The sequence below is a fragment of the Mesorhizobium sp. P2_C4 genome, assembly GCF_056404575.1.
Genome location: NZ_JBFUDT010000004.1, coordinates 695,171 through 721,417, shown reverse-complemented (window position 1 = coordinate 721,417; position 26,247 = coordinate 695,171). Strand labels below are relative to the sequence as shown.

At 62.8% G+C, this 26,247-nt stretch carries 26 protein-coding genes; 20 read left to right on the top strand and 6 right to left on the bottom strand.

The genetic code is table 11. The annotated features are described in order from the left end of the window. Positions 1–2 precede the first annotated feature (2 nt). The 4 genes from AC1DX6_RS19795 (at position 3) to AC1DX6_RS19780 (ending at position 3,501) form a co-directional block, all read left to right on the top strand. Positions 3–1,115: a pyridoxal phosphate-dependent aminotransferase gene (locus AC1DX6_RS19795; protein ID WP_477316328.1), complete on the top strand. Its 1,113-nt coding sequence runs from the start codon at positions 3–5 to the stop codon at positions 1,113–1,115. Between the two features lie 254 nt (positions 1,116–1,369). Further along, entirely contained in the window at positions 1,370–1,654 is a 285-nt protein-coding gene (locus AC1DX6_RS19790; RefSeq protein ID WP_477316326.1) for an acylphosphatase, read from the top strand. A 73-nt stretch (positions 1,655–1,727) separates the two neighbouring features. Further along, a complete protein-coding gene (locus AC1DX6_RS19785) occupies positions 1,728–2,369 on the top strand; it encodes a TetR/AcrR family transcriptional regulator (RefSeq protein WP_477316324.1) in 642 nt (213 codons plus the stop codon). After that, positions 2,338–3,501 (top strand): isovaleryl-CoA dehydrogenase, encoded by a 1,164-nt coding sequence (locus AC1DX6_RS19780; RefSeq protein WP_477316322.1) that lies wholly within the window; start codon positions 2,338–2,340, stop codon positions 3,499–3,501. Before AC1DX6_RS19785 ends, AC1DX6_RS19780 begins: the two co-directional genes overlap by 32 nt. A gap of 17 nt (positions 3,502–3,518) precedes the next feature. Here the strand turns inward: AC1DX6_RS19780 and AC1DX6_RS19775 are convergent, their stop codons facing one another. Continuing rightward, positions 3,519–3,887, bottom strand: a complete 369-nt coding sequence (locus AC1DX6_RS19775) for a hypothetical protein (RefSeq protein ID WP_477316320.1) — start codon at positions 3,885–3,887, stop codon at positions 3,519–3,521. A gap of 263 nt (positions 3,888–4,150) precedes the next feature. On the opposite strand from AC1DX6_RS19775, the gene AC1DX6_RS19770 reads away from it, so the two are divergent. The 8 genes from AC1DX6_RS19770 to AC1DX6_RS19735 all read left to right on the top strand — a co-directional run bounded on the left by AC1DX6_RS19770 (position 4,151) and on the right by AC1DX6_RS19735 (position 13,923). Beyond that, complete coding sequence (locus AC1DX6_RS19770; RefSeq protein ID WP_477316318.1) at positions 4,151–5,758, top strand: carboxyl transferase domain-containing protein; 1,608 nt, start codon at positions 4,151–4,153, stop codon at positions 5,756–5,758. Position 5,759: 1 nt separating this feature from the next. Next, positions 5,760–6,290 (top strand): O-acetyl-ADP-ribose deacetylase, encoded by a 531-nt coding sequence (locus tag AC1DX6_RS19765; protein WP_477316316.1) that lies wholly within the window; start codon positions 5,760–5,762, stop codon positions 6,288–6,290. Positions 6,291–6,410: 120 nt separating this feature from the next. Further along, complete coding sequence (locus AC1DX6_RS19760) at positions 6,411–6,785, top strand: hypothetical protein (RefSeq protein ID WP_477316314.1); 375 nt, start codon at positions 6,411–6,413, stop codon at positions 6,783–6,785. A 118-nt stretch (positions 6,786–6,903) separates the two neighbouring features. Continuing rightward, positions 6,904–8,865: an acetyl/propionyl/methylcrotonyl-CoA carboxylase subunit alpha gene (locus tag AC1DX6_RS19755; RefSeq protein WP_477316312.1), complete on the top strand. Its 1,962-nt coding sequence runs from the start codon at positions 6,904–6,906 to the stop codon at positions 8,863–8,865. 454 nt (positions 8,866–9,319) lie between these two features. Then, a complete protein-coding gene (locus AC1DX6_RS19750) occupies positions 9,320–9,817 on the top strand; it encodes a Csu type fimbrial protein (protein ID WP_477316310.1) in 498 nt (165 codons plus the stop codon). 41 nt (positions 9,818–9,858) lie between these two features. Next, positions 9,859–10,575 (top strand): fimbrial biogenesis chaperone, encoded by a 717-nt coding sequence (locus AC1DX6_RS19745; RefSeq protein ID WP_477316308.1) that lies wholly within the window; start codon positions 9,859–9,861, stop codon positions 10,573–10,575. Further along, positions 10,547–12,961: a fimbria/pilus outer membrane usher protein gene (locus tag AC1DX6_RS19740; protein ID WP_477316306.1), complete on the top strand. Its 2,415-nt coding sequence runs from the start codon at positions 10,547–10,549 to the stop codon at positions 12,959–12,961. The genes AC1DX6_RS19745 and AC1DX6_RS19740 overlap by 29 nt, the downstream gene beginning before the upstream one ends. A 14-nt stretch (positions 12,962–12,975) precedes the next feature. Beyond that, entirely contained in the window at positions 12,976–13,923 is a 948-nt protein-coding gene (locus AC1DX6_RS19735) for a Csu type fimbrial protein (RefSeq protein ID WP_477316304.1), read from the top strand. A 146-nt stretch (positions 13,924–14,069) separates the two neighbouring features. Here AC1DX6_RS19735 and AC1DX6_RS19730 read toward each other — a convergent pair whose 3' ends face one another. Both AC1DX6_RS19730 and AC1DX6_RS19725 read right to left on the bottom strand, forming a co-directional pair. Beyond that, positions 14,070–15,191, bottom strand: a complete 1,122-nt coding sequence (locus AC1DX6_RS19730) for a branched-chain amino acid ABC transporter substrate-binding protein (protein ID WP_477316302.1) — start codon at positions 15,189–15,191, stop codon at positions 14,070–14,072. A 416-nt stretch (positions 15,192–15,607) separates the two neighbouring features. Next, positions 15,608–15,874 carry an SEL1-like repeat protein gene (locus tag AC1DX6_RS19725; protein ID WP_115145099.1) on the bottom strand — a complete coding sequence of 89 codons (267 nt, stop codon included), beginning with the start codon at positions 15,872–15,874 and terminating at the stop codon, positions 15,608–15,610. A gap of 444 nt (positions 15,875–16,318) precedes the next feature. Here AC1DX6_RS19725 and AC1DX6_RS19720 point away from each other — a divergent pair, with 444 nt between their 5' ends. From AC1DX6_RS19720 to AC1DX6_RS19700, 5 genes are all read left to right on the top strand, one after another. Further along, positions 16,319–16,660: a DUF2147 domain-containing protein gene (locus tag AC1DX6_RS19720; RefSeq protein ID WP_477316300.1), complete on the top strand. Its 342-nt coding sequence runs from the start codon at positions 16,319–16,321 to the stop codon at positions 16,658–16,660. A 224-nt stretch (positions 16,661–16,884) separates the two neighbouring features. Beyond that, complete coding sequence (locus tag AC1DX6_RS19715) at positions 16,885–17,043, top strand: hypothetical protein (protein WP_477316298.1); 159 nt, start codon at positions 16,885–16,887, stop codon at positions 17,041–17,043. A gap of 52 nt (positions 17,044–17,095) precedes the next feature. Beyond that, positions 17,096–17,290 carry a hypothetical protein gene (locus tag AC1DX6_RS19710; protein ID WP_477316296.1) on the top strand — a complete coding sequence of 65 codons (195 nt, stop codon included), beginning with the start codon at positions 17,096–17,098 and terminating at the stop codon, positions 17,288–17,290. Positions 17,291–17,478: 188 nt separating this feature from the next. After that, complete coding sequence (locus tag AC1DX6_RS19705) at positions 17,479–18,939, top strand: AMP nucleosidase (protein WP_477316484.1); 1,461 nt, start codon at positions 17,479–17,481, stop codon at positions 18,937–18,939. 75 nt (positions 18,940–19,014) lie between these two features. Further along, the gene (locus AC1DX6_RS19700; RefSeq protein WP_477316294.1) at positions 19,015–20,031 is read left to right on the top strand and encodes an endonuclease/exonuclease/phosphatase family protein; all 1,017 of its coding nucleotides are present in this window, start codon (positions 19,015–19,017) and stop codon (positions 20,029–20,031) included. A 59-nt stretch (positions 20,032–20,090) separates the two neighbouring features. On the opposite strand, the gene AC1DX6_RS19695 is transcribed toward AC1DX6_RS19700, so the two are convergent. Together AC1DX6_RS19695 and AC1DX6_RS19690 are read right to left on the bottom strand one after the other, a co-directional pair. Beyond that, on the bottom strand, positions 20,091–20,696 hold the full coding sequence (locus AC1DX6_RS19695) for a DUF922 domain-containing protein (protein ID WP_477316292.1): 606 nt from the start codon (positions 20,694–20,696) through the stop codon (positions 20,091–20,093). A 92-nt stretch (positions 20,697–20,788) separates the two neighbouring features. Continuing rightward, positions 20,789–22,468 carry an electron transfer flavoprotein-ubiquinone oxidoreductase gene (locus tag AC1DX6_RS19690; RefSeq protein ID WP_477316290.1) on the bottom strand — a complete coding sequence of 560 codons (1,680 nt, stop codon included), beginning with the start codon at positions 22,466–22,468 and terminating at the stop codon, positions 20,789–20,791. 207 nt (positions 22,469–22,675) lie between these two features. Here AC1DX6_RS19690 and AC1DX6_RS19685 point away from each other — a divergent pair, with 207 nt between their 5' ends. The 3 genes from AC1DX6_RS19685 to AC1DX6_RS19675 all read left to right on the top strand — a co-directional run bounded on the left by AC1DX6_RS19685 (position 22,676) and on the right by AC1DX6_RS19675 (position 25,322). Next, positions 22,676–23,320: a hypothetical protein gene (locus tag AC1DX6_RS19685; protein WP_477316288.1), complete on the top strand. Its 645-nt coding sequence runs from the start codon at positions 22,676–22,678 to the stop codon at positions 23,318–23,320. 38 nt (positions 23,321–23,358) lie between these two features. Further along, positions 23,359–24,240 carry a uracil-DNA glycosylase gene (locus AC1DX6_RS19680; RefSeq protein ID WP_477316286.1) on the top strand — a complete coding sequence of 294 codons (882 nt, stop codon included), beginning with the start codon at positions 23,359–23,361 and terminating at the stop codon, positions 24,238–24,240. A gap of 269 nt (positions 24,241–24,509) precedes the next feature. Beyond that, positions 24,510–25,322, top strand: a complete 813-nt coding sequence (locus AC1DX6_RS19675; protein WP_477316284.1) for a helix-turn-helix domain-containing protein — start codon at positions 24,510–24,512, stop codon at positions 25,320–25,322. On the opposite strand, the gene AC1DX6_RS19670 is transcribed toward AC1DX6_RS19675, so the two are convergent. Continuing rightward, positions 25,323–26,225, bottom strand: coding sequence for a DMT family transporter (locus tag AC1DX6_RS19670; RefSeq protein WP_477316482.1), 903 nt, complete (start codon positions 26,223–26,225; stop codon positions 25,323–25,325). Between the last annotated feature and the right edge of the window lie 22 nt (positions 26,226–26,247).

Sequence of the window (26,247 nt, the reverse complement as noted above, 5' to 3'; positions counted from 1 at the left end):
CCATGCGCCAGCGCCCTCCCCTCACGCCGCTCATCGGCGCGCTTCCCTCGACGGTGCCGTTTGTCGGCCCGGAGGCGCAGGAGCGCGATCGCGGTCGTGCGTTTCGCGCCCGCATCGGCGCCAATGAGAGCAGTTTTGGGCCCTCGCCGCGCGTTATCGCCCGCATGGAAAGCGTCGCGCGCGACCAGTGGATGTATTGCGACCCCGACAATCACGATCTGAAGGTTGCCGTGGCCGGCCACCTCGGCGTCGGCGCCGAAAACGTCGTCGTCGGCGAAGGCATTGACGGGCTGCTCAGCCTGGTGGCGCGTATGTATGTGGCGCCCGGCGACGCGGTGGTGACCTCGCTCGGCGCCTATCCGACCTTCAATTTCCATGTCGCTGGAGTCGGCGGCCGGCTGCTCGCTGTTCCCTATGAAAACGACCGGGAGAGCCTGGGTGGCCTGCTGGCGGCAGTCGTCAGAGACAAGGCACCAATGGTCTATCTCTCCAACCCCGACAATCCGATGGGCAGTTGGTGGGAAGCGGCCGAGCTTATCCGCTTCATCGAAGCGCTGCCCGAAACCACCATGCTGGTGCTCGACGAGGCCTATGGCGAGTTGGGGCCTGATACGGCGCTGCCGCCAATCGACATTTCGAGGCCGAACGTCATTCGCATGCGCACTTTCTCGAAGGCCTACGGGCTGGCCGGCATACGCTGCGGCTATGCGGTGGCTGAGGCCCAGGTGATCCGCGATTTCGAAAAAATCCGCAACCACTATGGCGTCAGCCGCATGGCGCAGATCGCCGGAGTCGAAGCGCTTGCCGATCAGGATTATCTTGGAACCGTGGTGGCGCGGGTCGCGGCCGGGCGCAGGCGCATTGCCGGGATCGCCGAGGCGAATGGGCTGAAGCCGCTGCAATCAGCAACCAATTTCGTCACCATCGATTGCGGCGATGATGGCGCCTTCGCGCTGAAAGTGCTGCAGGGGTTGCTGTCGCGCGATGTGTTCATCCGCAAGCCGATGGTGCCGGTGCTCGACCGCTGCATCCGGGTCAGCGTGGGCCTCGACCACGAGCTCGATATTTTTGCCGAGGAACTGCCCGGCGCGCTCGCCGCCGCGCGCGGCAACTGAAGCGGCTTCGCTCAAATCACGACTCTAGGCGCCGCCGCCGGCAGGTGCATGGCCCGTTTCAAGGCGCCTGAAGGCTTCGCAGCCTCATCATCAGCCAGGCTGGCCGTCAGCCGAGTGAGATCGCGGTCCGCCGCCGCTTATCTATCGGAGAACAGTCACCCATTCTTCAGAGCCGGATCGGCAATCACAACAAGCCTGTTGCATTCATTGGATCAGGCGTCAGACTCGAAACGAGAATATGTCGGGAGGGTCCGATGGATGACCAGCAAAGGGCAGTGCAGGCGCGCGTACACGGCAAGGTGCAGGGTGTCGGCTACAGGATCTGGGTGCGAGGCGAGGCGACGGAGCTGGGCCTTGCCGGCTGGGTGCGCAACGAAAGGGACGGCTCGGTCACGGCATGGCTTGCCGGCGACGAGGCGGCGGTCTCGACAATGATCGAACGTCTGCGAAAGGGCCCGCCGGATGCCTCGGTTTCGCGGATCGATGTCGAGGAACTCGAGGGCTGGAGCGCACCTGTTGGTTTCCGGATTGTCGCATAGGTATGGACGGATTGGTCGCCTCTTGAATTAATTGAACGTTCGTTTTATTATAGCGCCTTCTCGCGAGGCGATCATGGCGCGCACCACCGGTTCCGATGGCGAAAAGACCGAAGCGGCCGTCCGCGAGGCGGCGGTCAGCCTGATCGCGCGCTTCGGCTATGAGGCGATGTCGATGCGCCAGCTCGCCGCCGAGGTCGGCGTGCAGGCGGCAGCGCTCTACCGCTATTTTCCCACCAAGGAAGACCTTTTGTTCACGCTGATGCGTGAACACATGGAAGGGCTGAGCGAGGCGTGGGATGCGGCACGGCCCGACACGGCCGATCCGACAGCGCGGCTTGCCGCCTATGTCGAGAACCACATCGCCTTCCATATCGGGCGCCGCCATTCCACCCATGTCTCGAACATGGAATTGCGCAGCCTGTCGCATGACCGGCTGACGCAAATCCTGCGGATGCGCACGACCTATGAAAAGGAATTGCGCGCCATATTGCGCGACGGCGCAGAGATAGGTGCCTTCAACATCGACGACACCGGACTGACCGCCATGGCGCTGATCCAGATGATGACGGGCGTCATCGTCTGGTTCCGGCCGGGCGAGCGGCTGTCGATCGCGGAAGTGACGGCGACATATCTTTCGATGACAATGCGTCTGGTGGGAGCAACAATGACCGGGGAGGAACCGCATGTACACGAACACGCTCAGCTTCGGGCATGACGAAGACATCGAGGCGCTGCGAGACCTGGTGCGCCGCTTCGCCCAGGAGAGAATCGCGCCTATTGCTGCCGAGATCGACCGCTCGAACGAATTCCCGGCGCATTTGTGGGCGGAACTCGGCGCGCTTGGCCTGCTCGGCATCACCGCCGATCCGGATTTCGGCGGCACCGGCATGGGTTATCTCGCCCATGTGATCGCGGTCGAAGAAATTTCGCGCGCCTCGGCCTCGGTCGGCCTGTCCTACGGCGCCCATTCGAACCTGTGCGTCAACCAGATCAACCGCTGGGCAACGCCGGCGCAGAAGGAGAAGTATCTCCCTGCTCTGTGCTCTGGCGAGAAGGTCGGTGCGCTGGCGATGTCGGAATCCGGTGCCGGCTCCGACGTGGTGTCGCTCAAGCTGCGCGCCGAAAAGCGCAATGATCGATATGTGCTGAACGGCACCAAGATGTGGATCACCAACGGGCCCGACGCCGAGACACTGGTCGTCTACGCCAAGACCGACCCGGAACGCCATTCGCGTGGGATCACCGCCTTCATCATCGAAAAAGCTTTTGCCGGCTTTTCCGTGGCGCAAAAGCTCGACAAGCTCGGCATGCGCGGCTCCAACACAGGCGAGCTGGTTTTCGAGAATGTCGAGGTGCCGTTCGACAATGTGCTGCATGAGGAAGGGCGCGGTGTCGAGGTGCTGATGTCGGGGCTCGACTATGAGCGCACGGTGCTGGCCGGCGGTCCGATCGGGTTGATGGCGGCCTGCCTCGATGTGGCGATCCCTTACGTGCACGAGCGCAAGCAGTTCGGCCAACCGATCGGCGAGTTCCAGCTGGTGCAGGGCAAGCTGGCCGACATGTACACGGTGATGAACGCCGCGCGGGCCTATGTCTATGCGGTCGCCGCGGCCTGCGACCGAGGCCAGACCACGCGCAAGGATGCCGCCGGCTGTGTGCTGTTTGCAGCCGAGAAAGCGACGCAGATGGCGCTCGACGCGCTGCAACTGCTGGGCGGCAATGGCTACATCAACGACTATCCCACCGGCCGGCTGTTGCGCGACGCCAAGCTCTACGAGATCGGCGCCGGCACCAGCGAAATCCGCCGCTGGCTGATCGGGCGCGAGATCATGGCGGAGGGGGCGTGATGACCCCCTCCGCCATCTCAGGCAAATGCCCTCGGCAGTTGGTGCGTGGGCTTGGCGACGATCTGGTGCGCATCGCGCCACAGAATTTCGCGCGGGCACTCCGAGGTGATCGACCTCACCGGCAAGCCACCTTCCTCGATCAACCAAGCGCAATAGCGCGCGCGGCTGATCGCTTCCCGAGCGTCCGGATGGAACCAGCAGATGCCCCAGATCGGGTTGCGGCGCTTGAAATGCCGGCCAACACGGCCTGGGAGCGGCAGATGCCGGTTGAACCGGTCGAACTGGTCTCCCAATTCATCGTGGATCCAGTCCGGGCAGCCGGTATCGTGCAGGTACCAGGCCGCATGAAAGAAGCCCGTCTCCACCCGGCTGTCGGGATGGATCAACGGCGTAACAAACCGCACATACATGACGACACTCGCGGTGCTTGCTCGCACCGCGTTCCTCTCGCTCAAATTCGGAATGTGGAAAGCCGCCCTCCGGCGGCGCTAGCCCATGGCCGAAGGGAGACAGCTTGTGAAATGCATATTCATGCTTTTCATCGTTGCCTCCGAGGAGTGTCACAAAAGAGGCCACGCTTGGTACGCAGCATCCAGGCGCGGGCTGTTACACTGGTTCCCCAGCGGCATCAAGAGGTGTGAGGAACAACGTGGCCACACTGCAAACCCAGATTTCCCCCGCCTCCGACACCTTCCGCGCCAATGCCGAGCGCATGCGGGCGCTGGTCGCCGACTTTGCGGAGAAGGCTGCCACCGTCGAGCGCGGCGGCTCAGACGAGGCGCGCGAGCGCCATGTTTCCCGTGGCAAGCTGTTGCCGCGCGAGCGCCTCGCCCAACTGCTCGACACCGGCTCGCCCTTCCTCGAGATCGGCCAGTTCGCGGCGTGGTCGATGTATGGTGAGGACATCGCCGCGGCCGGCCTCATCGCTGGAGTCGGCCGCGTCGAAGGCACCGAAGTCATGGTCGTCGTCAACGACGCCACGGTGAAGGGCGGCACCTATTATCCACTGACCGTGAAGAAGCATTTGCGGGCGCAGGAGATCGCGCTGCAGAACAATCTGCCTTGCGTCTATCTGGTCGACAGTGGTGGCGCCAATCTGCCCAACCAGGACGAGGTGTTTCCCGACCGCGAGCATTTCGGCCGCATCTTCTACAACCAGGCCAACATGTCGGCGGCGGGCATTCCGCAGATCGCCTGCGTCATGGGTTCGTGCACGGCGGGCGGCGCCTATGTGCCGGCGATGTCGGACGAGACGATCATGGTGCGCAACCAGGCGACCATCTTCCTTGGCGGCCCACCGCTGGTGAAAGCGGCGACGGGTGAGGATGTCAGCGCCGAGGATCTGGGAGGCGCCGACGTGCACACCAGGCTGTCCGGCGTCGCCGACCATTATGCACTGGACGACGAGCATGCGCTGGCGATCGCGCGCCGCATCGTCAGGAACCTCAACCGGCGCAAGTCCGTAAGCCTGGCTTTACGGCAACCGGCTCCGCCGCTTCATGATCCACAGGAGCTTTACGGCATCGTGCCGACGGACCTGCGCCAGCCCTATGACGTGCGCGAGGTGATCGCCCGCGTCGTCGACGGCTCCGAGTTCGACGAGTTCAAGCAGAATTACGGCACCACGCTGGTCACCGGCTTTGCCCATCTGCAAGGCATGCCGGTCGGCATCATCGCCAACAATGGCGTGCTGTTTTCGGAAAGCGCACTGAAGGGCGCGCATTTCATCGAACTATGCTGTCAGCGCAAGATTCCGCTGGTTTTCCTGCAGAACATCACCGGCTTCATGGTCGGGCGAAAATACGAGGCCGGCGGCATCGCCAAGGACGGCGCCAAGCTGGTGATGGCGGTTGCCACCGCCAGGGTGCCGAAGGTGACGATGATCATCGGCGGCTCGTTCGGCGCCGGCAATTACGGCATGTGCGGACGCGCCTATTCGCCACGTTTCCTGTGGATGTGGCCGAACGCGCGCATTTCTGTGATGGGCGGCGAACAGGCGGCGACGGTGCTGGCGGTGGTCAAGCGCGAAGGCATCGAGCGCAAGGGCGGTGAATGGTCGTCAGAAGAGGAAGCAAAGTTCAAGAAGCCGATCCTGATGAAATACGAACACGAGGGCCACCCGCTCTATTCCTCGGCACGCCTGTGGGATGACGGCATCGTCGATCCGGCGCGGACGCGCGAGGTGCTGGCGCTCAGCCTGTCGGCCGCGCTCAATGCTGAAATCGAGGAAACACGCTTCGGCGTGTTCAGGATGTGAGATGAGCGAGATCGGCGACCGGATTCGCATTCACACCGGCGACATCACCAAGCTCTCGGTCGATGCCATCGTCAATGCCGCCAATTCCTCGCTGCTGGGCGGCGGCGGCGTCGACGGCGCCATTCACCGGGCGGCCGGCCCAGAGCTTGAATTCGAATGCCGGATGCTGAATGGCTGCAAGGTCGGCGAAGCAAAACTCACCAAGGGCTACAGGCTGCCGGCACGCTACATCATCCACACGGTCGGGCCGGTCTGGCAAGGCGGCGGCAAAGGCGAAGCAGAACTGCTCGCCTCCTGCTATATCAGGTCGCTTGAAATCGCAGTTGCCAAAGATTGCCGGACGGTCGCCTTTCCGGCGATTTCGACCGGCATCTACCGCTATCCGAAGAATGAGGCGACGCAGATTGCCGTTGGCATCGCGAGTACCTTCGTCGGACAGAACACAACGCCGGAAACAGTCATTTTCTGCTGCTTCGACGAGCAAACAGCTGAACTATACCGACAGGCCGTTGCTGTTCTTGGTGGAGCCTAGTCTGAATGGAGAAGATGGTTCATCCACCTGTGCAAAAGCAATTTTCGGTGAGCAGGCTGGCGGCGCCGAAGAATAGACGCTATTGCTCATCCCGCATTGGGCAACGGGGATGGGGTAAAGATGAGACCGAAATATTCGGGGAAAACGACTGCGTCGATACTTGCAGGCTTTCTTATATTCGCGGTACCCGGCGTTGGCGCCGCGGCGTCGCTGGCGGGAAGCAAGGGCGATACCCACTTTTATCCGTATTTGCCGAAAAACTCGAAAGACCAGTGCACCAGGGCTTACAATGCCTATGTGGCGGCCAGCGGCCACTCGGCCTATGCGACCACCCCCTATGCCCGGATCCGTTCGTTATACATCATCTGCGGCTCGGGCTTGAATGCACCGTCACAGAAGGCTGCCGAAGAACGGGCGATGAAATCCTGCGAGGCCGCCCGCAGCCACTACAAGGTCATCACAGGGGCGGGTTGCGAAGTCGCCGCTTCCAAGTAGGGCACCTTCCTTCCCGACGCTTTGACAACGGCCGGGCAGCATCGCAGGGTGCGGCGATGAGAACGCTTGCACGGATAGGCGGGCTGGACAGCGCCCATTCTCTGCTCCGGGAGCATCCATGTTCGCCAAGATCCTGATCGCCAATCGCGGTGAGATCGCCTGCCGGGTGATCCGCACGGCGCGCAAGATGGGCGTGCGCACCGTCGCCGTTTATTCCGACGCCGACGCCAGGGCGCTGCATGTCGCAATGGCCGACGAAGCCGTGCATATCGGCGCCGCGCCGGTCGGCGAAAGCTATCTGCGCGGCGACAAGATCATAGCGGCGGCAAAAGCAACCGGCGCCGAGGCCATCCATCCCGGCTACGGCTTTCTCTCGGAAAATCCTGACTTCGTCGACCAGGTGGTTGCAGCGGAGCTGATCTTCATTGGTCCGTCGGCGGCATCGATCCGCGCCATGGGGCTGAAGGATGCGGCCAAGCGGCTGATGGAGAAGGCCGGCGTGCCGGTGGTGCCGGGCTATCATGGCGAGGCGCAGGAGATCGTGCTGCTCGCCTCCAAGGCGCGCGAGATCGGCTATCCTGTATTGATCAAGGCGCGCGCCGGCGGCGGCGGCAAGGGCATGCGGCGGGTCGACCATCCCGACGATTTTTCCGAAGCACTGTCGGGGGCGCGGCGCGAAGCCAAGGCCGCCTTCGGCGACGACCGCGTGCTGGTCGAGAAGTATGTCGACAAGCCGCGCCACATCGAGGTGCAGGTGTTCGGCGACAATTTCGGCAATGCCGTGCATCTTTTCGAGCGCGACTGCTCGGCGCAGCGCCGCCACCAGAAGGTGATCGAGGAAGCGCCGGCGCCTGGTATGACGCCGGCCTTGCGCAAGGCGATGACAGACGCGGCGGTCAAGGCCGCCAAGGCGATCAACTATTCCGGCGCCGGCACCATCGAGTTCATCGTCGATGCTTCGCAAGGGCTGAAGGCGGATCGCTTCTGGTTCATGGAAATGAACACTCGCCTGCAGGTCGAACACCCCGTCACCGAAATGGTCACTGGCACCGACCTGGTCGAGTGGCAGCTGCGCGTGGCCGCCGGCGAAAGGCTGCCGAAAACGCAGAGCGAGATAGCGCTCTCTGGCCACGCCTTCGAGGCGCGCATCTATGCCGAGGACGCGGCAAAGGGTTTTTTGCCGGCGACGGGCACGCTGCACCATCTGAAATTTCCCGACACCGCACCCGAAGGCGCCACGATGCGCATCGAAACCGGCGTGCGGGCCGGCGATGCCATCTCACCCTTCTACGATCCGATGATCGCCAAGCTGGTCGTCCACGCAAAGGACAGGCAGGCCGCTCTCGACGCCCTAGGCACTGCGTTGGCGCAGACCGAGATCGCCGGCTCGACCGTCAACACCGCCTTTCTTGCGGCGCTTGCAGCCGACGCGGATTTTTCCGCCGGCGATGTCGATACCGGCCTGATCGGCAGGCATCAGCAGGCGTTGACCGCCATTGCGCCAACGGCCGAGACCATTGCGGCTGCCGCGCTTGCCGCCTCCGGCGCGGGCGAGCAGGCGCCGTCCGACGATCCGTGGTCGTCGCTTGCCGGCTATGCGCATTTCCACGTGATAGCGCGGCGCACGCGGCTGAAATTCGGCGAGGACGATATCGTGGCAAAGGTTTCGGTGCGGCCGGACGGACGCTTCGAGGTGGCGCTGGATGCGCCCTATGAAAGCGTCAATTCGCATGAGCTCCGCGCCGCCCCTCGCCTCGCCCGCTGGCCCGGCCACGTCACCGTGTTCGAAGGTGCGGTCGGCTACAGTTTCACCGTGCCCGATCCGCTGGCGCGAACCGACGAGGCGGCTGCCAGTTCCGGCAGCCTGCGCGCGCCGATGCCTGGCCTGGTCAAGATGGTGCGTGTGGCAAAGGGCGATGCCGTTACCAAGGGACAGCCGCTGCTGATCCTTGAAGCGATGAAGATGGAGCACACGATTTCCGCCAGCCATGACGGAGTGATCGCCGAGATCGCCACGGAGGGCGCGCAAGTCACCGACAGCACGGTGCTGGTGCGTTTTGCCGAAGAACCGAAGGCTTAGAACCTGTTCCCTCCCGATGCGGGATGGGTTCGGTCTCAGCGTTTGAGCGCGATCTTTTTTCGAAAACCGGCTTCCACTTTCGCTGCGCGGACCTTTGGTCCGCCGATCATGCGTTGGACAGGGAAGGCTTTGGCGCGGCATTTCACGACACATTGGATGCACCAAGCCAAATGAGAAGATCACGACAAGATGGCGATCATCCGTCGATAAGATATAAAAAACAACCCTAGTGGTTAATATCGATATTGTGGATGCTGCGGATATTTTCGCGATCTTATCACAGCAAAATTGCGTATAATTTTTACAAAACGTCTTCCTCTTGTGCGTTGCCCCGACGTTTGCTTTAGAATTGTTAATACTTTATGCTCTATTCATTATTTGGTAACTGCAAACAAGGGCTTAGCGTTAACGGAATCAGGCGGATTTCCTTACGCATCCTTACGAGGGAGAACCCATGAAGAGTTCAGCCAAAGCGCTCGCCTTGATTGCCGCATTGCCGTTGCTGTGGTTCGGGCCGGCGCAGGGAGCGACGGCTACCGGCAGCATGACGGTCCGGATCACCATCCTGGCGGAATGCAAGGTTCAGACCGCGACCGATATGGATTTCGGCTCGACAGGTGTGATTGACGCCAATGTCGACCAGACCAGCACCATTTCAGTGCAATGCACCAACAGCACGCCCTACAATGTCGGCCTGGGCGTCGGAGGCGGCTCCGGAGCGACGCTCGCCGTCCGCAAGATGACCGGCCCGGCGTCCGCGGTCATCAATTACTCGCTTTATCGCGACGTGGGGCGAACCCAGGTATGGGGCACGACCATCGGCACCGATACGGTATCCGGCACCGGCAATGGCGCCCTGCAACCGTTGACGGTCTATGGGCGGGTGCCGCCGCAAACAACGCCTGGCGCAGGTGTCTACACCGACTCGGTTGCGATCACTGTCACCTACTAGCGTTCTGTCAGACTTGTGTGCTGTCAAACAAGGAGGACGCTATGCGTTCCATGCTCAAAGGCATTGGCGCGATCGCGCTTTTGCTCCTCGCGCCTGGTCTGGCGCAGGCAGCGTCGCTTCGGGTGGCGCCGACCAATATCGAGCTGATCGCGCCGGACAGCGCGGCAGCCCTGACCCTGCGCAATGAGGCGAAACAGCCCATCAACGTCCAGATGAGAGTGTTCCGCTGGACGCAACAGGATGGCATCGAACGGCTCGAGCCGACCAGCGATGTCGTTGCCAGCCCCCCGGCTACCAAGCTTGGCCCCGGCGCCAACTATCTGGTGCGGGTTGTAAGGGTATCGAAAGCACCCGTTGCCAGCGAGGAAAGCTATCGGGTGATCATCGACGAACTGCCCGATCCGTCGCGGAAGAAGGCGGGCACCGTCAGTCTGGTGCTGCGCTATTCGGTTCCGGTGTTCTTTCGCAATGCCGAGGCTGCTGCGCCAAATGTTTCCTGGAGCCTTTCGGGCAAGGGCCGCGGGCTGCTGTTGACGGCGAGAAACACCGGCCAGAGCCGCTTGAGGTTGTCCGATTTGACGCTGACGCAAGGTGGCCGGAAGCTCGGCAGCCGCATCGGTCTTGTCGGCTACGTGCTTGGCGGTGCGACCATGCAATGGCCGATCGCGGGGAAGGCGCTTTCAGGGGGAGCGGTTTCGCTGTCAGCCCAGAGCGATTTTGGACCCTTCGATGCCAAAGTTGCGATCAAAGGCCAATAGGATCGCAATCACCATTGTCGTGGCCGCATTTTCCACCATGCAGGTCAAAGCCCAAAATGTGTCGCCGGCGCCCGCGCTAGCGGACGCCGCGACAGCTTCAGCCGAGGGCCGCGATCTCTATCTGGAAGTCTTCGTCAACGATGTCTCGACCGGGTTGATCGGCGCTTTCAAGCAACTTCCGGACGGTGGCCTGGCTTCCACGCCGGACGAATTGCGACAGGTTGGACTGGAACCGGTCGAAAGTGCGATGGGTGCCGATCATCTGGTGCGGGTCGACCGGCTCCCGGACGTCTCCTTTCGTATCGATGAAGCAACGCAACGTCTCTATGTGACGGCCACCGATGCGGCACGCTCTGCCCGCATCATCGACATTGGCCAACAGCGAAAGCAGGACAGGCTCAAGCCGCAATCCGGCTTTGGAGGCGTGCTGAACTACTCCTTGTTCGCCAGCACCAACGACCTCAAGGACCGTACCTCGCAGCTCTTTCGCGGCATCTCGGGCGGTTTCGATGCGAGGCTTTTCAGCCCTTACGGAACGTTGAGCCAGGGCTTTATCGCCAGCCTGTCCGATGGCGATCTTGCCGGCTTCACCCGGCTGAACACGACCTGGAGCTATTCCGACCCCGAGCGGCTGCTGACCTACAAAGCGGGTGACTTCGTCTCGGGCGGGCTGGCGTGGACAAGGCCCGTGTATCTCGGCGGCTTTCAGGTGCAGCGCAATTTTTCCTTGCGTTCCGACCTGGTCACCTTGCCGCTTCCGAGCTTCTCGGGAACCGCTGCCGTCCCCTCCACGCTCGAGGTCTACACACAGAATGTGCGGACCTATAGCAGCGATGTCCCGGCCGGGCCGTTCCAGGTGACGAACCTGCCAATCTTCACCGGATCTGGCCAAGCCCAGATCGTCCTGCGCGACAGCCTCGGCCGCGAAACCACAGTGACGCTGCCGTTCTACAATTCCAGCATGCTTCTGCGGCGGGGCCTGCTCGATTTCTCCGCCGAGGTCGGCACTCCGCGGCGCAATTTCGGTGTCGAATCCAATGACTATGACGGTGGCGTCTATGGTTCGGCAAGCGCGCGCTATGGGCTGACCAACTGGCTGACCCTGGAAGGCCATGTCGAAGGCGGCGAGGATCTTGTGAATGGCGGCGCCGGCGTAGCGTTTCCGCTCAGCTATTTCGGCGCAGCCTCGATTGCCGCGGCAGGCAGCCGTCACGACGGCCAGACGGGCGGGCTCGTCAACGCCTCGCTTGAACTGAGCTATAGTGGATGGTCGCTCTATGGCCGCATCCAGCGCGCGTTCGGTGACTATGCGGACATTGCCTCGGTCACCGCCGACCCGACACCAGACCCGGAGTTCCCGATCTTCAGCGCCGGTGTTCCCCGCGCGCTCGACCAGGTGACACTGAGCGTGCCGATGCCGCTTGATTTTTCAAACCTCAACCTCTCCTACGCGCACATTAAGGGCGCCGAGGGAGACAGCAGCCAGATCGTCGGCGTTTCCTACAGCCAGACGGTGATCAAGGACAGCAGCTTCTATGCCACCGCCTTCACCGACCTTGACGACAAAAACAGCTTTGGCGTGTTTGCGGGCATCTCCGTGCCGCTCGGCGGCGATGTCACCGCCTCGACCGGGGTCGCCGACGGTCCCGATGGCGTGTCGGTGGTCGCCGATATCGCCAAGTCCGAACGGCTGGAAAACGGCAGCATCGGCTGGCGTGCGCGGACCTCCGAGGGCGGCACGCCCAACCGCTCGGCCGCCGTCAGCTACCGTTCGCCATGGGCGCGCGCGGAGGCCGGTATCCAGCAATTCGACAAGAGCCTGCGCGGAACCCTGGGGGTCGACGGGGCAATCGCCGTCGCCGGCGGCGGCGTTTTTGCCACCAACCACATCAACGACGCGTTCGCGGTTGTCGATGTCGGTGTCGCCGGCGTGGAAGTCCAGCGCCAGAACAGGCCGGTTGGCGTCAGCAACCGGCAGGGAAGGATCCTGGTTCCCGATCTGAACTCCTACGAAGACAACACCATTTCCATCGACCCAAGGAACCTGCCGGTCGATGCCGACGTGCCGGAGACACGCAAGGTCGTGATGCCGGCCGATCGCAGCGGCGTCGTGCTTGATTTCGGAGTTTCAAAAGCCGCCGATGCGGCACTCGTCTCCCTGGTCGACAGCAAAGGCATGCCGATCGCCGTCGGCGCCAAGGGTCGTGTCGAGGGCGCCGACGAGGAATTTGTGATCGGCTATGACGGCGAGGCCTACATCCGTACCCTTCACGGACAAAACGTCGTGGCCATTGAATTGCCGGATGGCGCCTCATGTCGAGCCGAATTCGCCTATCAAGCAGCACCCGGCCAACAGGTGGTCATCAAGGACGTTATCTGTTTTTGAGGCAAGGACGAACAATGCGCCGTTTCGCTATGCTGTTGGCCATCTTGCTCTTGCCCACCGTTGCCTGGGCTCAAACCTGCAACTTTGGCGTATCGGCGATGAATTTCGGCTCGGTCGACACACTTTCCGGTTCGCCAAACAATTCAACGGCCACACTCAACGTATCCTGCACTGGATTATTGTTGACCCGCATCCTCATCTGTCCAAATCTGGGGACGGGCAGCGGCGGCGCGACGGGTGCGACACGTCATATGCTGAGCGGGGCCAACAATCTCGATTACCAGCTTTATTCGGATCCCCCAACCTCGTCGGTGGTGTGGGGCTCCTATGCGTGGCCGTCTGCGCCGACGGTGCCGGGCTTTGCGCTGGTGCTGAACGCGCTCGGCAGCGGTTCCGCCAGCCGGACCATCTATGGCACGGTATTGGGCGGCCAGGCGACCGCGGTGCCGGGGACCTATCTCTCAACATTTTCGGGAATCCCCCACGTCGAGTTCCGCTATCGAGCCAGCGTCCTCAGCAACGATTGCAGCACCAGCGCAGGCTCCGTCGACAGCCCCACATTCACGATCAACGCGACCGTGCCGGCCAATTGTCTGCTGGCAATCCAGAACATCGATTTCGGATCGACCGGCATTCTGGGCGCCGATGTCGATGCGACCGGCGGGGTTACCATCACCTGCACCCCAGGCACGCCCTATACGGTGTCGCTGAACAACGGAGCGAACGGTTCGGCCCCAGCCGCGCGCAAGATGAAAAAGGGGGCGGAAACCATAACCTACGGCCTCTATAAGGATAACGCGCGCAGCCAGATATGGGGCGACGCAGCGACGCCCGGCAGCACGGTTGCGGGAACCGGCAACGGTGCAGCGCAGAACCTGACCGTCTACGGCCGTGTTCCCGCGCAAACGACACCCTCGGCCGGCCTCTACACCGACACCGTCGTTGTGACCGTGACTTACTAAAGCGCGTCGACGCGCTTTAAGCCTTTGTTTTTATGCATGTCGTTGTCCCAAAACCGCTGCACACTTTTGGGCGACATGCATTACCTCCGCACAGCAAAACGCCGCGCGCCCGAGAGGACGCGCGGCGTTTCAGGCAACGGCTTCTATCAGGGCTGGATCGGCGCGTATTTGCCGTCGTGCCACTGGTTGATGTCGTAGCTGGCGTTCTTCAAGTCGCCCTTCTCGTCGAAGGTGACCGAGCCGACGACGGTGCTGATCGGCGTGCCGTTCTTCAGCGCTTCGGCGACCTTTGCCGGGTCGTCGCTGCCGGCACGCTTGATGCCCTCGGCGAAGGCCTGGACCACGGCATAGGAGAACAGGGTGAAGCCCTCCGGCACGAAGCCGCCGGCCTTGATCTTGGCAATGGCTTCCTTGGCTTCGGGCTTGGCCTGCGGATCCGACGGGAAGACGAACAGCGTGCCTTCACCGGCCGGGCCGGCAACCTGCCAGAATTCCGGCGAGGCGATCGAGTCCGGCATGATCAGCTGGAACTTGACGCTCTGCTCCGCCGACTGGCGCAGGATCAGGCCGGCTTCCGGATGATAGCCGCCGAAATAGACGACATCGGCCTTCAGGTCCTTCAGCTTGGTGACAAGAGCCGAATAGTCCTTGTCGCCGGCATTGATGCCTTCGTAGAGAACCTCGTTGAGGCCACCGGCATTCATCGTTGCCTTGACGGCATCGGCCACGCCCTGGCCGTAGGCGCTCTTGTCATGCAGGATGACGACGTTCTTGCCGGCATATTTCTTGGCGATCCACGGACCGATGAAAGCGCCCTGCGCATCGTCGCGCGTATAGAGGCGCATGATCGTCGGCCAGCCGGCTTTCGCCGCTGCATCGGTCAGCACCGGGTTGGAAGAGGCCGGGCTCATCATCAGCGCGCCGGCTTCGGCATAGACGGCGGAAGCCGGAATGCTCGAGCCGGAGCAAGCGTGACCGTCGATGAACTTCGTGCCGTTGGCGACAATGCGGTTGGCCACCGACACCGCCTGCTTGGGATCGCACTGGTCGTCCTGGACGTCGAGCTTGATCTGCCGGCCTTCGACACCGCCGGCGGCGTTGATCGCGTCGACGGCGGCTTGCGCGCCTTGCTTGAACTGGTCGCCGATGGTGGCCAGCTGACCGGTCATCGGACCGACCACCGAAACGGTGATGTCGTCGGCGAAGGCAACCGGTGTGCTCATCATCAGGCCGACTATGGCCGCGTTCAAAATACTCAATTTTTTCATGGTGATCCTCCCACTCTCGCGCAGCCGTTCCGGCCGCGCTTCTTTCAGAAGGCGGGACAATTTCATCCTTCACCGGATATGTCTTGGCGCATCGGCGGCGCTCGATTGGGCCTGCAATGAAACGCCTGGGCCATGCTCCGGGATTTGTAACGGCCTGGAAAGTCAAAAGCCGCGCCAGCCTTGTTCCGGCCGGTCGCGGCTTTTGACCATCGAGCGAACGCCCCCGCGCCCGAAACCCGATCGCTTCCCTGTCCGTAGCGCGGCTTGGCTGTATGAGGCCTGCCTCGTTCTTGGTCTTGATAGCGCGGCCGTCTTATCGCGGCCTTGTCCCTGGTGGGCCGCCGTCTTCTCGCGGCCTTGACCCTAAGTGTTCCTGCCCCCGATCCCAGTCCCCTTGGAGGAGGGGACCCAGAAATTCAGTGCATGGTCATCCATTCGCGGGCTTCGCGCAGCGCCCTGGCGATCTCGACCTTCGACATGGCGGCCGACAGTTCCGAGCGCAGTTCCGCGGCGCGGGCCGAGCCCTTGATGGCGGCGATGTTGAACCATTTGTGGGCGGCGACGACGTCGGTCTCGCAATCGCGGCCGGTCGCATACATCATGCCCAGTTCGAAAAGAATGTCGGCCTGGGCAGTTGCCCCCATGGCGCCGAAGCCGGCTTCAAGCATTTCAAAACGTGCCATTTTAGTCCCCTGTTCTGGCTCCCGAGAGCTGCTTCCTTCTGTCCCTCGGTATCCCTTGGGGCGGCTGCTCTTCCGATGCTTCCGAGAATGCAGCGGAGGCTTGAATCCGTCGTTAAATGGCGTGCTTAATTTGAGGAAAACAAAGCTAAAACAAGAGGTAAACGCAGAAATTCGTTAAGGATACAAAGCCAGCAATCGCGCCGCTTCGTGCCAAATTTGAAGAAAATTTGCGAGGCGCCGGTCAAGACTCCGCTAACCACGGCAGACAAAGGCAGCGGGCCGAACGTTTCATTTCCTCACTGGAATGGCCGGTCGGGCCAGCCAGAAAATCCTGAAACCTTCCGTGGCGGCACCGCTTTTGTTTTGCCCGGAGGTGGATTAGCTTACGTTTGCGTAAGGGGCGGACAGGGACGGAGCACCCCGCAACCCATAGGGAGGACATAGATGTTTCGAAGAGTGAGCTTGGCCCTCGCGGCCACAGTGATGATGGCCGGGGCGGCATGGGCCGACCCGATCGAAGGCAACTGGAAGACACAGGCCGGCTCGACGGCGGAGATCGCCGGCGGCGGCACATTTTCCATCACGCTCAAGTCCGGCAAACATGCCGGCAAGAACATCGGCTCGTTCAAGGCGGCAGGCGCCAACAAATACACCGGCACCATAACCGACCCGGACACCGACAAGACCTATTCCGGCAAGGCGACGCTTTCAGGCACCTCGCTCAAGATGAGCGGCTGCGTGCTCGGTGGCCTGATCTGCAAGAGCCAGACCTGGCATAGGCTCTGATCGTCTGCATTTCGACGAGATGAGGACGGGGCCTTCGGGGCCCCGTTTTCGTTTCACCGGCGACTGTCCCCATGGGCGGAGCTTCGTCGCTCGCGGCATCGAAACCAAAACCGATGCGTCGCCAAAACACCGTCAACCAATTTGAACCGCAGATGAACGCCGGCATCAGAGCCGGTTCAGTTGCATCAGGGCATTCTCATGCGTGTTGAAGGAGACACCACGCAATGCTCGCCCGCCGCTTCACCATCGTCTGCCTGCTGATGAGCCTGTTCGGAATGTTCTTCGCCATCCTCGTCGCCGAGGCCGGCCGTCCGGCTCGCTCCTGGGATGTAGCCAGTTCCAATTCCTGCCGGTTCGGTTGCCCGAACCACCTGCGCAACTGAACCATTTTCGCAACTGAAACGACAAAGACCTAGAGAGAAAAAAGCAAAAGCCATGAACCGGATCGCCGCCAACGCCATGAAGACCCTTCGGCTCCTGCCGCGGGCGGCGCTCATCCTGACGGTGCTTTCAGCCCCGGTTCTGGCCGTGCCGACCATGCGCTCCGATGCCAACACCACAATCGAAGCGCCAGCGCAGAAGAACCACGGCGTCGGCTTCGTGCTGCTGGTCAGCCTGCAGCGCGGATAAACTGTCTTGCCGTTGCGCATGCCGTTCTCCCAAAATCGCCGCGGACTTTTGGGCGACATGGGATCAGAAAAAAGAAAAACGACGCTTTGGCCGGGTTCGGTCACCACACCCCTCCCAACCGCACGTCCAAGTCTCTATATTGAGCCATGGAAAAGCGAATCTATCCCCAAGCCATCGAATCGGTCGTCATGCCGGAGCCTTTTGGCCGGCAAAGCTTCACTGACGCCAAAAAGGCCGTCGCCGCCTTGCAGGCGCTCTACGACCGCAACACCAAATTCCTGCGCGACTCGTTTGCCGCACTTGCCGCAGGCGGCGATGAGAGCAAGCGCTACCGCGCCTTCTACCCGGAGATCGGCGTTACCACCAACTCGTTCACCCAGATCGACTCGCGCCAGGCGTACGGCCATATGCCGACGCCAGGGCATTTCTCGACCACCATCACCCAGCCGGTGCTGTTCGAAAGCTATCTCACCGAACAGCTGCGCCTGATCATGCGCAACCACGGCGTGCCGGTGACGGTTTCGGAATCGACCACGCCGATCCCGCTGCATTTCGCCTTCCTCGAAGGCACCCATGTCGACGGCGCCGCCGCCGAGCGCATCAAGCGGCCGATCCGCGACCTGTTCGACGTCCCGGACCTCGACGGCACCGACGATCAGATTGCCAACGGCACATTCGAGGTGGCGTTCGGCGAGCCGCGGCCGCTGGCGCCATTCACCGCACAGCGCATTGATTATTCGCTGCACCGCATGACGCACTACACGGCGACCAGCCCGCAGCATTTCCAGAATTTCGTGCTGTTCACCAACTACCAGTTCTATATCGACGAGTTCGTCGCCCGCGCCCGCGATCTGATGGGCAAGGGCGGCGACGGCTATGCCGAATTCGTCGAGCCCGGCAATGTCATCACCAAGGCCGGCCAAAGCGCGCCCAGCGAAGGTGTGGCGCCGGCGCGCTTGCCGCAGATGCCGGCCTATCATCTGAAGAAGCCGAACCATGGCGGCATCACCATGGTCAATATCGGCGTCGGCCCTTCCAACGCCAAGACGATCACCGACCATATCGCCGTGCTGCGGCCGCATGCCTGGCTGATGCTTGGCCACTGCGCCGGCCTGCGCAACACTCAGGCGCTCGGCGACTATGTGCTGGCGCATGCCTATGTCCGGGAGGACCATGTTCTCGACGACGATCTTCCGGTCTGGGTGCCGATCCCGCCGCTGGCCGAGATCCAGGTGGCGCTGCAGGAAGCGGTCGCCGAGGTTACCGGCCTGTCCGGCTACGATCTCAAGCGCATCATGCGCACCGGCACTGTCGCCACCATCGACAACCGCAACTGGGAGCTGCGCGACCAGCGCGGGCCGGTGCAGCGGCTGTCGCAGTCGCGGGCGATCGCGCTCGACATGGAGTCGGCGACCATCGCCGCCAATGGCTTCCGCTTCCGGGTGCCCTACGGCACGCTGCTGTGCGTCTCCGACAAGCCCTTGCATGGCGAACTGAAATTGCCCGGCATGGCGACTGAATTCTACAAGCGGCAAGTGGCGCAGCATCTGACCATCGGCATCAGAGCGATGGAAAAGCTCGCCGAAATGCCGATGGACCGGCTACACTCGCGCAAGCTCAGAAGTTTTTCGGAGACGGCGTTCCAGTAGGACGAGGGACATTTCGTCATCTTGATTGAGCCGCATTTCTGCCGATAACGACACAAGATGGCACGGACCCGGAACATGGCGATATCGCTGGCATTCGTCGCAATGCTCGGCTGCTCGGTTGCGCTGGTGGCCGGCTTTTTCGGTTTCCTGCACCCGGCCTTCGATTCCTTCGCGCATTTCCGCGTCCATCTGGCGGTGTTGATGGCGCTTTGCGCGCTGCCGCTGCTCGCCACCTCGTTTCGCCTGCAGGCGGCTGTAGCCCTGCTGTTTGCCGTGGCCGCGTTCGTCACCACGTCGAACGCCTTGCCGCGACTGTGGCAGGTCCAGGCGGCCTACGAAGCCACACCGGGCGACCAGATGGTCTACCGGCTGCTGCAGATGAATTTGCGCTTCGACAATCCGACGCCGAAAAAGGTGCTGTCGCTCATCGGACGGACCAATCCCGACGTGATCACCCTCGACGAGGTGTCGGAGATGTGGACGACCGAGCTTGGCTATATCACCAGCGCGTATCCGTACCGGATTCTATGCCCCTACCCCAATGGCGTGTTCGGCGTAGCCCTGCTTTCCAGGCGGCCGTTTGCCGCCGGCACCGAGCCGTTCTGCGAGCGGCGCGGCGCGATGGCCATCGCGAAGGTCGATTTCGGCGGTATCGGCGTCGATGTCGCCGCCATCCATCTCAGCTGGCCATGGCCGCGCGAGCAAGCTTGGCAGATCGGCGAATTGTCGGAGCCGCTGGCCTCGCTCGGCGAGACGGCGATCATGGCGGGCGACTGCAATGCGGCGCCGTGGAGCGCGGCGGTGCGGCGCGTCGCATCGCTTGGCCAGCTGACCGTCATGCCGTCCGCGGGGCCGACCTGGATCTACATCAAGCTGCCGGATTTCCTGCGGCGCTTCGTCGGGTTGCCGATCGACCAGGTGTTCAGCAAAGGCGCGGTTGTCATCCATTCCGCCGCGAGGCTGGAGGAAACCGGCTCCGACCATCTGCCGGTGTTGGTGGAATTCTCGCTGCGGTCGGACGCGCAAAAGCCGGTCGACGAAGACGAAACCGCGACCGTCTCGCTGACATTGCCCGGCCAAAAGCGCGGCTGAACCGGAGCCGTTGCGGTCAAATTGACTGTTGGGCGTAAACGCTGGAGCGCCGAACCGCGCTAGTCCGGCCACCCGACCAAAGCATCGATGAGGTGCTCGACATGGCCGCCGTCGCGGTGCTCGCGCACGTCGAAGGCAATCTGCTTCGCCTCGTATTGGGCATAGATGGCGTCGATCCGCCGCTTGGCCTCACGGTGCGTCCTGGTGCAAAACCAGTTGTCGGCAAACGCTAGGCCGGTAATCGATTTCTCGGTGACCCGCATCATCTTCCTGGCGATGCGGCCGTGGGTGTGTTCATGGGCACGAGCGCCGGCGAAAAACCGCTCCCAGCGCTTGTACAGCGCCGGTGATACGGCTGAGGCCAGGTGGGGAAAGGTGTAGGTTATCTTGAGCGTTCCATCGGCCCGCTGCAGGCTACATATGCCATCGTTCCGGCTGACATCGACGTTCCAGTCCACCGTATAACCGGTCTGAGCGATGGCGCGCGTCGTGAAGCCTTGCTTGGGCCCCTTGCGGTCCATGGCATCGACCAGTGCCCTGCCCGTGTTTCCCATGATGTCATAGGTCCGCGCGCGGACCAGCACCTTGGTGTCGGCGGATGCCGGCGCTGCAAGAGCGCACAAGGCGCCGGCCGCCACAAGCCATGTCAGAACTGCCAGACGCATGATCACCTCTCCGCAGTGAGAGGTCAGGGAAACACAAGCGCCGCGTCGCTTCAACTTTTTTGGACCTCCAGAGAGACGGCCCGGTGTGCGGCTCACATGCCCTGGTAGACCGGGCCTTCGCCGCCCTGTGGCGGCACCCAGTTGATGTTCTGGTTCGGATCCTTGATGTCACAGGTCTTGCAGTGGACGCAGTTCTGCGCGTTGATGACGAAGCGCACATCCTTGGCCGCGGGGTCGGCGGCAGCGTTGCCGTCCTTGTCGACCCATTCATAGACGCCGGCCGGGCAATAGCGCGTCGAGGGCCCGGCAAAGACATCATGCTCGGAGCGCTGTTGCAGGGCCATATCGCCAACCAGCAGATGCACCGGCTCGTTTTCCTCATGGTTGGTGTTGGACAGGAACACCGAGGACAGCCGGTCGAAAGTCAGCACGCCGTCAGGCTTTGGATACACGATCTTCTGGTGCTTGGCGGCCGGCTCCAGCGTCGCATAGTCGGCCTTGCCGTGCTTCAGCGTGCCGAAGGGCGAGAAGCCGAACAGCGTGTTCAGCCACATGTCGAGGCCGCCAATGCCGACGCCGATGATGGTGCCGAAGCGCGACCACAGCGGCTTGACGTTGCGCACCTTTTTCAGGTCCTTGCCGATGTCGGTGGCCCGCCATGCCGCCTCGTAAGAGGCCACCTCGTCATTGGCGCGCCCGGCGCCGATTGCCTGGGCAACATGCTCGGCCGCCAGCATGCCGGACAGCACGGCGTTGTGCGAGCCCTTGATGCGCGGCACGTTGACGAAGCCCGCGGCGCAACCCATCAGCGCGCCGCCGGGGAAGGAGAGTTTCGGCACCGACTGCCAGCCGCCCTCGGTGATGGCGCGCGCGCCATAGCCTAGCCGCTTGGCGCCGGCGAAAGTGCCTGATATCGCCGGGTGGGTCTTGAAGCGCTGGAACTCCTCGAATGGCGACAGCCAGGGGTTCTTGTAGTTGAGGTGGAGGACGAAGCCGACCGCCACCTGGTTGTCCTCGAGATGATAGAGGAACGAGCCGCCGCCGGTCTTCATGTCGAGCGGCCAGCCGAAGGAATGCTGAACCAGGCCTGGCTTGTGGTTCTCCGGCTTGACCTGCCAGAGCTCCTTGAGGCCGATGCCGTACTTGCCGGGCTCGCGGCCGTCGGAAAGCTTGAATTTGGCGATCAGCTGCTTGGCCAGCGAGCCGCGCGCGCCCTCGCCGATCAGCACATATTTACCCATCAGCGCCATGCCCGGCGCAAAGCCCGGACCGTGCGTGCCGTCCTTCTCGACGCCCATGTCGCCGGTGACGACACCGGTAACGGCACCTTCTTCGTTGTAGAGCAGGCCGGCCGCGGCGAAGCCCGGATAGATCTCGACGCCGAGCGCTTCGGCCTTGGTCGCCAGCCAGCGGCAGACATTGCCAAGCGAGACGATGTAGTTGCCGTGATTGTTCATCAGCGGCGGCATCAGGAAGTTGGGCAGGCGGAACGAGCCGGCGGGGCCGAGCACCAGGAAATGGTCGTCGGTGACCGGCGTCTTGAAGGGATGCCCCTCCTCCTCGCGCCAGCCCGGCAACAGGCGGTCGATGCCGATCGGGTCGACGACGGCGCCGGACAGGATGTGGGCGCCAACCTCGCCGCCCTTTTCCAAGACCACGACGGAAAGCTCGGGGTTGACCTGCTTGAGACGGATCGCTGCGGCCAGCCCCGCCGGGCCGGCGCCGACGATGACCACGTCGAATTCCATGCTTTCGCGTTCGATATCGCTCATCAACCCCTCCGCGCTGGCTCACTGCACTGACGCATCTTGCTGGCTCATGCGCTGCATAGCGCATCAATCCGCGACAGGAAACCGGCGCTGACGTGACAATGCCGATTTCGCCAAAAAGTCGCGGATAACATCCGTTTCGTCTGCACCCGGAAGCAATTCCCACATTTTAATTGTTCGACGGCTTGGATATCGGCCATACTTCGCGCCATGCGCATTCCTGAGCCATCCGGCTTTTCATCGACGCGCTTTTTTTCCACGCCCGGCCGGATGTGCCGCGTGCTGCTTTTGGCCCTTTCGACGCTGGCGCCCGCAGACGCTTATGCCGACCAGGTAAAGGTGTGGGCGACCGGAGCCTATTCCTTTTCCGACGAACTTGGCGGCTTCCGCATCACCGGGGCCTCGGGCACCGGCACGAAAGAGGATCCGATCGTCATCACCGAAGAGCTGAATTCGGCGACACCGGTGACGCTGACCATCCGCACCACCAAACCGATCGAGGCCTTCGGCAAGGCCGGCGAATTCGCCAACGGCGTCATGTATATGCGCATCGACGTGCTCAACAACAGTGGCCAGGCCTGGGTCGAGTTCCAGTTCGAGCTGCAGGAGATCCTCGACCAGCCGAGCGTGTTCGGTGACGGCCTGTCGTTCGACCAGCGCAACAAGACGCCCGACAACATCATCTCCAGCAACTTCGCCGAATTCGACCGCGATTTCGAACCCTATGACAGGCTGCTGTTCAAGGACGGCAAGATCGACCCGCTGAAGACCGGCAGCTTCGAATTCCTGATCACCGACTATACGCCGCGCTGGACGTTCTATCTGGTGCAGGATCCGCGCATACCGACTGGCTGAACTTGCAAATTGCCGCTCACCGGACGAATGTGCGCGGCATGACTGCCGCCTCCCCCAACAGCCCGACCGACATCGCCGACATCCTGGCCTTCTACGCCAGCGCCGGCGTTGATGAGGCGCTTGAGGAGCAGCCGGTGAACCGGTTTGCCGAGGCGGCCCCGAAGCCGTCGGAGCGCGCGCCGGCGGCGGCCATGCCGGTCCGCGAAACCGCCCAACAGCAGCCGCTACCGTCGCCGCCACGTCCCGATATGAGCCGGCTGCCGGACGCGCCGCCGGCGCGTGCACCTTCCACGGCGACGGTGCCGGACGAGGCACAGGCCGCGCTGGCGCGGCAACTGGCGGCAAGCGCATCGACGCTCGACGAGCTTCGCCAGCACATGGCGGCCTTTGACGGCTGTAACCTCAAATTCACCGCCAAGACCATGGTGTTCGCCGACGGCAACCCGAATGCGGAACTGATGCTGGTCGGCGAAGCGCCCGGCCGCGACGAGGACATTGAGGGCCTGCCCTTCGTCGGCCGCTCGGGCCGGCTGCTCGACCGCATGCTGGCCGCCATCGGCCTTGACCGGACATCGGCCTATATCGCCAATGTCATCCCCTGGCGGCCACCCGGCAACCGCACGCCGACGCCGCACGAAACCGAGATCTGCCGCCCGTTCATCGAAAGGCAGATCGAACTGGTCAATCCCAAGGTGCTGGTCAATCTCGGCGGCCCTTCGGCAAAAACCTTGCTCAACACCAGCGAAGGCATCTTGCGGCTGCGCGGCAACTGGCGCGTCCACACCACGGCATCCGGCATTGCCATCCCGGCCATGCCGACACTGCACCCGGCGTATCTCTTGAGGACGCCAGCGCACAAGAAGCTGGCGTGGCGGGATTTTCTCGAGGTGAAGGCGAAACTGCGGTCGCTGGGAGAATAGCCAATCTCCCCCCTCGTGGGGGAGATGTCCGGCAGGACAGAGGGGGGCGCGAAGGAATGCCAGCTTCGCAATCTTCCCCTATTTTTGCCCAGCGACACATAAGTGGGGGTCGGCGGGACAGCGCCCCCCTCTGCCTTGCCAGGCATCTCCCCCACAAGGGGGGAGATTGGATGTCGCCACGGGCTTCTCTAATCTCCAAGGTGATGATGTAGCGCGCCATAACCTCCCAGGTAATTGAAATACGCTCCTCGCCGGCCTAGTCATTTCCCATGACAACACCCCAAACCTCCGCCGGCAGCCTTATCCGCGAATGGCGCACGCGCCGACGCATGTCACAGCTCGACCTCGCCATGGAAGCCGAGATTTCGCAGCGGCATCTGAGCTTTGTCGAAAGCGGCCGCTCCGCGCCGTCACGCGACATGGTGCTGCATCTGGCCGAGCAGCTGTCGATCCCGCTCAGGCAACGCAACCAGCTGCTGCTGGCTGCGGGCTTTGCTCCGAGCTTCGGCGAGCGATCGCTCGGCGATGCAACGCTGGCGCCGGCGATGGCGGCCGTCGACACCGTGCTCAAGGGGCACGAGCCGTTCCCGGCGCTGGCCGTCGACCGGCACTGGAATTTGGTGTCGGCCAACGCCGCCATCGGTCCGTTCCTCGCCGACGTCGCGGAAGCCTCGCTGCTCACGCCACCGGTCAATGTGCTGCGGCTCAGCCTGCACCCTGGCGGCATCGCGCCACGCATCGTCAACCTCGCCGAATGGCGCGCGCACCTGCTCGAGCGGCTGAAACACCAGAACGATGCCTCCGGCGATCCGTTCCTCGTCGAACTGGAGCAGGAGTTGCGGGGCTACCCGTCCGGCTTGAAAGGCCGCCGGCCGGTGCCGGTCGAGCCGAATGCTATCGTACACCCGCTGCGGCTAGCGCATGGCGATGCGGTGCTGTCCTTCATCAGCACGATCACAGTCTTCGGCACGCCGCTCGACGTGACGCTGTCGGAACTGGCGATCGAGTCTTTCTTTCCCGCCGACGAACAGACGCGGGCCGTGCTGGTGCGCTTGGCGAAGGAGCGGGCCGAACGCTCCTGATCACTCCGGAGGCGGTGCCGCCTTTCGCGTGCGGGTGCGCTCCAGGCCAAGCTGGCGCTCGCGCCAGATGATGAAGATGCCGGCGGCGACGACAATCACGCCGCCGACAAGCGTGTTGATGGTGGCGACATCGCCAAAGGCGAAATAGCCGACGACGACGCCGAGGATCATCGAGGTGTATTCGAACGGCGCCACGACCGACGCTTCGGCATGGCGATAGGCTGCCGTCATCAGGATCTGCGCCAGCCCGCCGCAAAAGCCCGCAGTAACGAGCAGACCCGCCTGCAGCGGCGTCAGTGCCTGCCAGCCGAAGGGCAGCGACAGCAGCGCCATCGCACTTGCCGTCGCCGAAAACCACAGCACGATGGTCGCCGTTCGTTCGGTCTGGACGAGGTTGCGGACCAGCAGGATGGCATTGGCGGAAATCGCCGCGGAGACAAGCGCGGCGATGACACCGATCACTTCCTGGTCGCCGAGTGCCGCTCCCGAGCTCAGCAGTGTCAGTTCCGGCCAGGAGATGATCAGCACGCCGACGAGGCCAACCGCGACCGCGCTCCAACGATAGACGCGGATGGCTTCACCGAGGAAGAGCGAGCTGAACACCACCACCAGCAGCGGTTGCGCATAGTTCAGCGTGATTGCCTCCGGCAGCGGCAGCCTGGTCAGCGCAAAGAAGCCGAGCCCCATGGCGCTGACGCCGACGACACCGCGCGCAATGTGGTTGAGCGGACGTTTGGTGACAAACGCCGTGCCGAGTTTTCGCTTGAAGGCCAGAAAAACAATGATCGGGAAGATGGCGAAGAAGGAGCGGAAAAAGACGATCTGGCCGGCAGGCAATGTGCCGGCCGCCTTGATGCAGGTTTGCATGCCCACAAAGACCGCGACCGACATGACCTTGAGCATGATCCCGGTCAGCACCCGACCG

Bases quoted from the DNA above. Each gene is read 5' to 3' on its own strand.
- AC1DX6_RS19680 (WP_477316286.1), top strand. From the start codon at position 23,359: ATGACTGCCGCCTCCCCCAACAGCCCGACCGACATCGCCGACATCCTG.
- AC1DX6_RS19675 (WP_477316284.1), top strand. From the start codon at position 24,510: ATGACAACACCCCAAACCTCCGCCGGCAGCCTTATCCGCGAATGGCGC.
- AC1DX6_RS19690 (WP_477316290.1), bottom strand. From the start codon at position 22,468: ATGAGCGATATCGAACGCGAAAGCATGGAATTCGACGTGGTCATCGTC.
- AC1DX6_RS19750 (WP_477316310.1), top strand. From the start codon at position 9,320: ATGAAGAGTTCAGCCAAAGCGCTCGCCTTGATTGCCGCATTGCCGTTG.
- AC1DX6_RS19735 (WP_477316304.1), top strand. From the start codon at position 12,976: ATGCGCCGTTTCGCTATGCTGTTGGCCATCTTGCTCTTGCCCACCGTT.
- AC1DX6_RS19755 (WP_477316312.1), top strand. From the start codon at position 6,904: ATGTTCGCCAAGATCCTGATCGCCAATCGCGGTGAGATCGCCTGCCGG.
- AC1DX6_RS19710 (WP_477316296.1), top strand. From the start codon at position 17,096: ATGAACCGGATCGCCGCCAACGCCATGAAGACCCTTCGGCTCCTGCCG.
- AC1DX6_RS19700 (WP_477316294.1), top strand. From the start codon at position 19,015: ATGGCGATATCGCTGGCATTCGTCGCAATGCTCGGCTGCTCGGTTGCG.
- AC1DX6_RS19730 (WP_477316302.1), bottom strand. From the start codon at position 15,191: ATGAAAAAATTGAGTATTTTGAACGCGGCCATAGTCGGCCTGATGATG.
- AC1DX6_RS19795 (WP_477316328.1), top strand. From the start codon at position 3: ATGCGCCAGCGCCCTCCCCTCACGCCGCTCATCGGCGCGCTTCCCTCG.
- AC1DX6_RS19715 (WP_477316298.1), top strand. From the start codon at position 16,885: ATGCTCGCCCGCCGCTTCACCATCGTCTGCCTGCTGATGAGCCTGTTC.
- AC1DX6_RS19745 (WP_477316308.1), top strand. From the start codon at position 9,859: ATGCGTTCCATGCTCAAAGGCATTGGCGCGATCGCGCTTTTGCTCCTC.
- AC1DX6_RS19720 (WP_477316300.1), top strand. From the start codon at position 16,319: ATGTTTCGAAGAGTGAGCTTGGCCCTCGCGGCCACAGTGATGATGGCC.
- AC1DX6_RS19740 (WP_477316306.1), top strand. From the start codon at position 10,547: ATGCCAAAGTTGCGATCAAAGGCCAATAGGATCGCAATCACCATTGTC.
- AC1DX6_RS19705 (WP_477316484.1), top strand. From the start codon at position 17,479: ATGCCGGAGCCTTTTGGCCGGCAAAGCTTCACTGACGCCAAAAAGGCC.
- AC1DX6_RS19695 (WP_477316292.1), bottom strand. From the start codon at position 20,696: ATGCGTCTGGCAGTTCTGACATGGCTTGTGGCGGCCGGCGCCTTGTGC.
- AC1DX6_RS19760 (WP_477316314.1), top strand. From the start codon at position 6,411: ATGAGACCGAAATATTCGGGGAAAACGACTGCGTCGATACTTGCAGGC.
- AC1DX6_RS19790 (WP_477316326.1), top strand. From the start codon at position 1,370: ATGGATGACCAGCAAAGGGCAGTGCAGGCGCGCGTACACGGCAAGGTG.
- AC1DX6_RS19670 (WP_477316482.1), bottom strand. From the start codon at position 26,225: ATGCTCAAGGTCATGTCGGTCGCGGTCTTTGTGGGCATGCAAACCTGC.
- AC1DX6_RS19725 (WP_115145099.1), bottom strand. From the start codon at position 15,874: ATGGCACGTTTTGAAATGCTTGAAGCCGGCTTCGGCGCCATGGGGGCA.
- AC1DX6_RS19785 (WP_477316324.1), top strand. From the start codon at position 1,728: ATGGCGCGCACCACCGGTTCCGATGGCGAAAAGACCGAAGCGGCCGTC.
- AC1DX6_RS19685 (WP_477316288.1), top strand. From the start codon at position 22,676: ATGCGCATTCCTGAGCCATCCGGCTTTTCATCGACGCGCTTTTTTTCC.
- AC1DX6_RS19765 (WP_477316316.1), top strand. From the start codon at position 5,760: ATGAGCGAGATCGGCGACCGGATTCGCATTCACACCGGCGACATCACC.
- AC1DX6_RS19780 (WP_477316322.1), top strand. From the start codon at position 2,338: ATGTACACGAACACGCTCAGCTTCGGGCATGACGAAGACATCGAGGCG.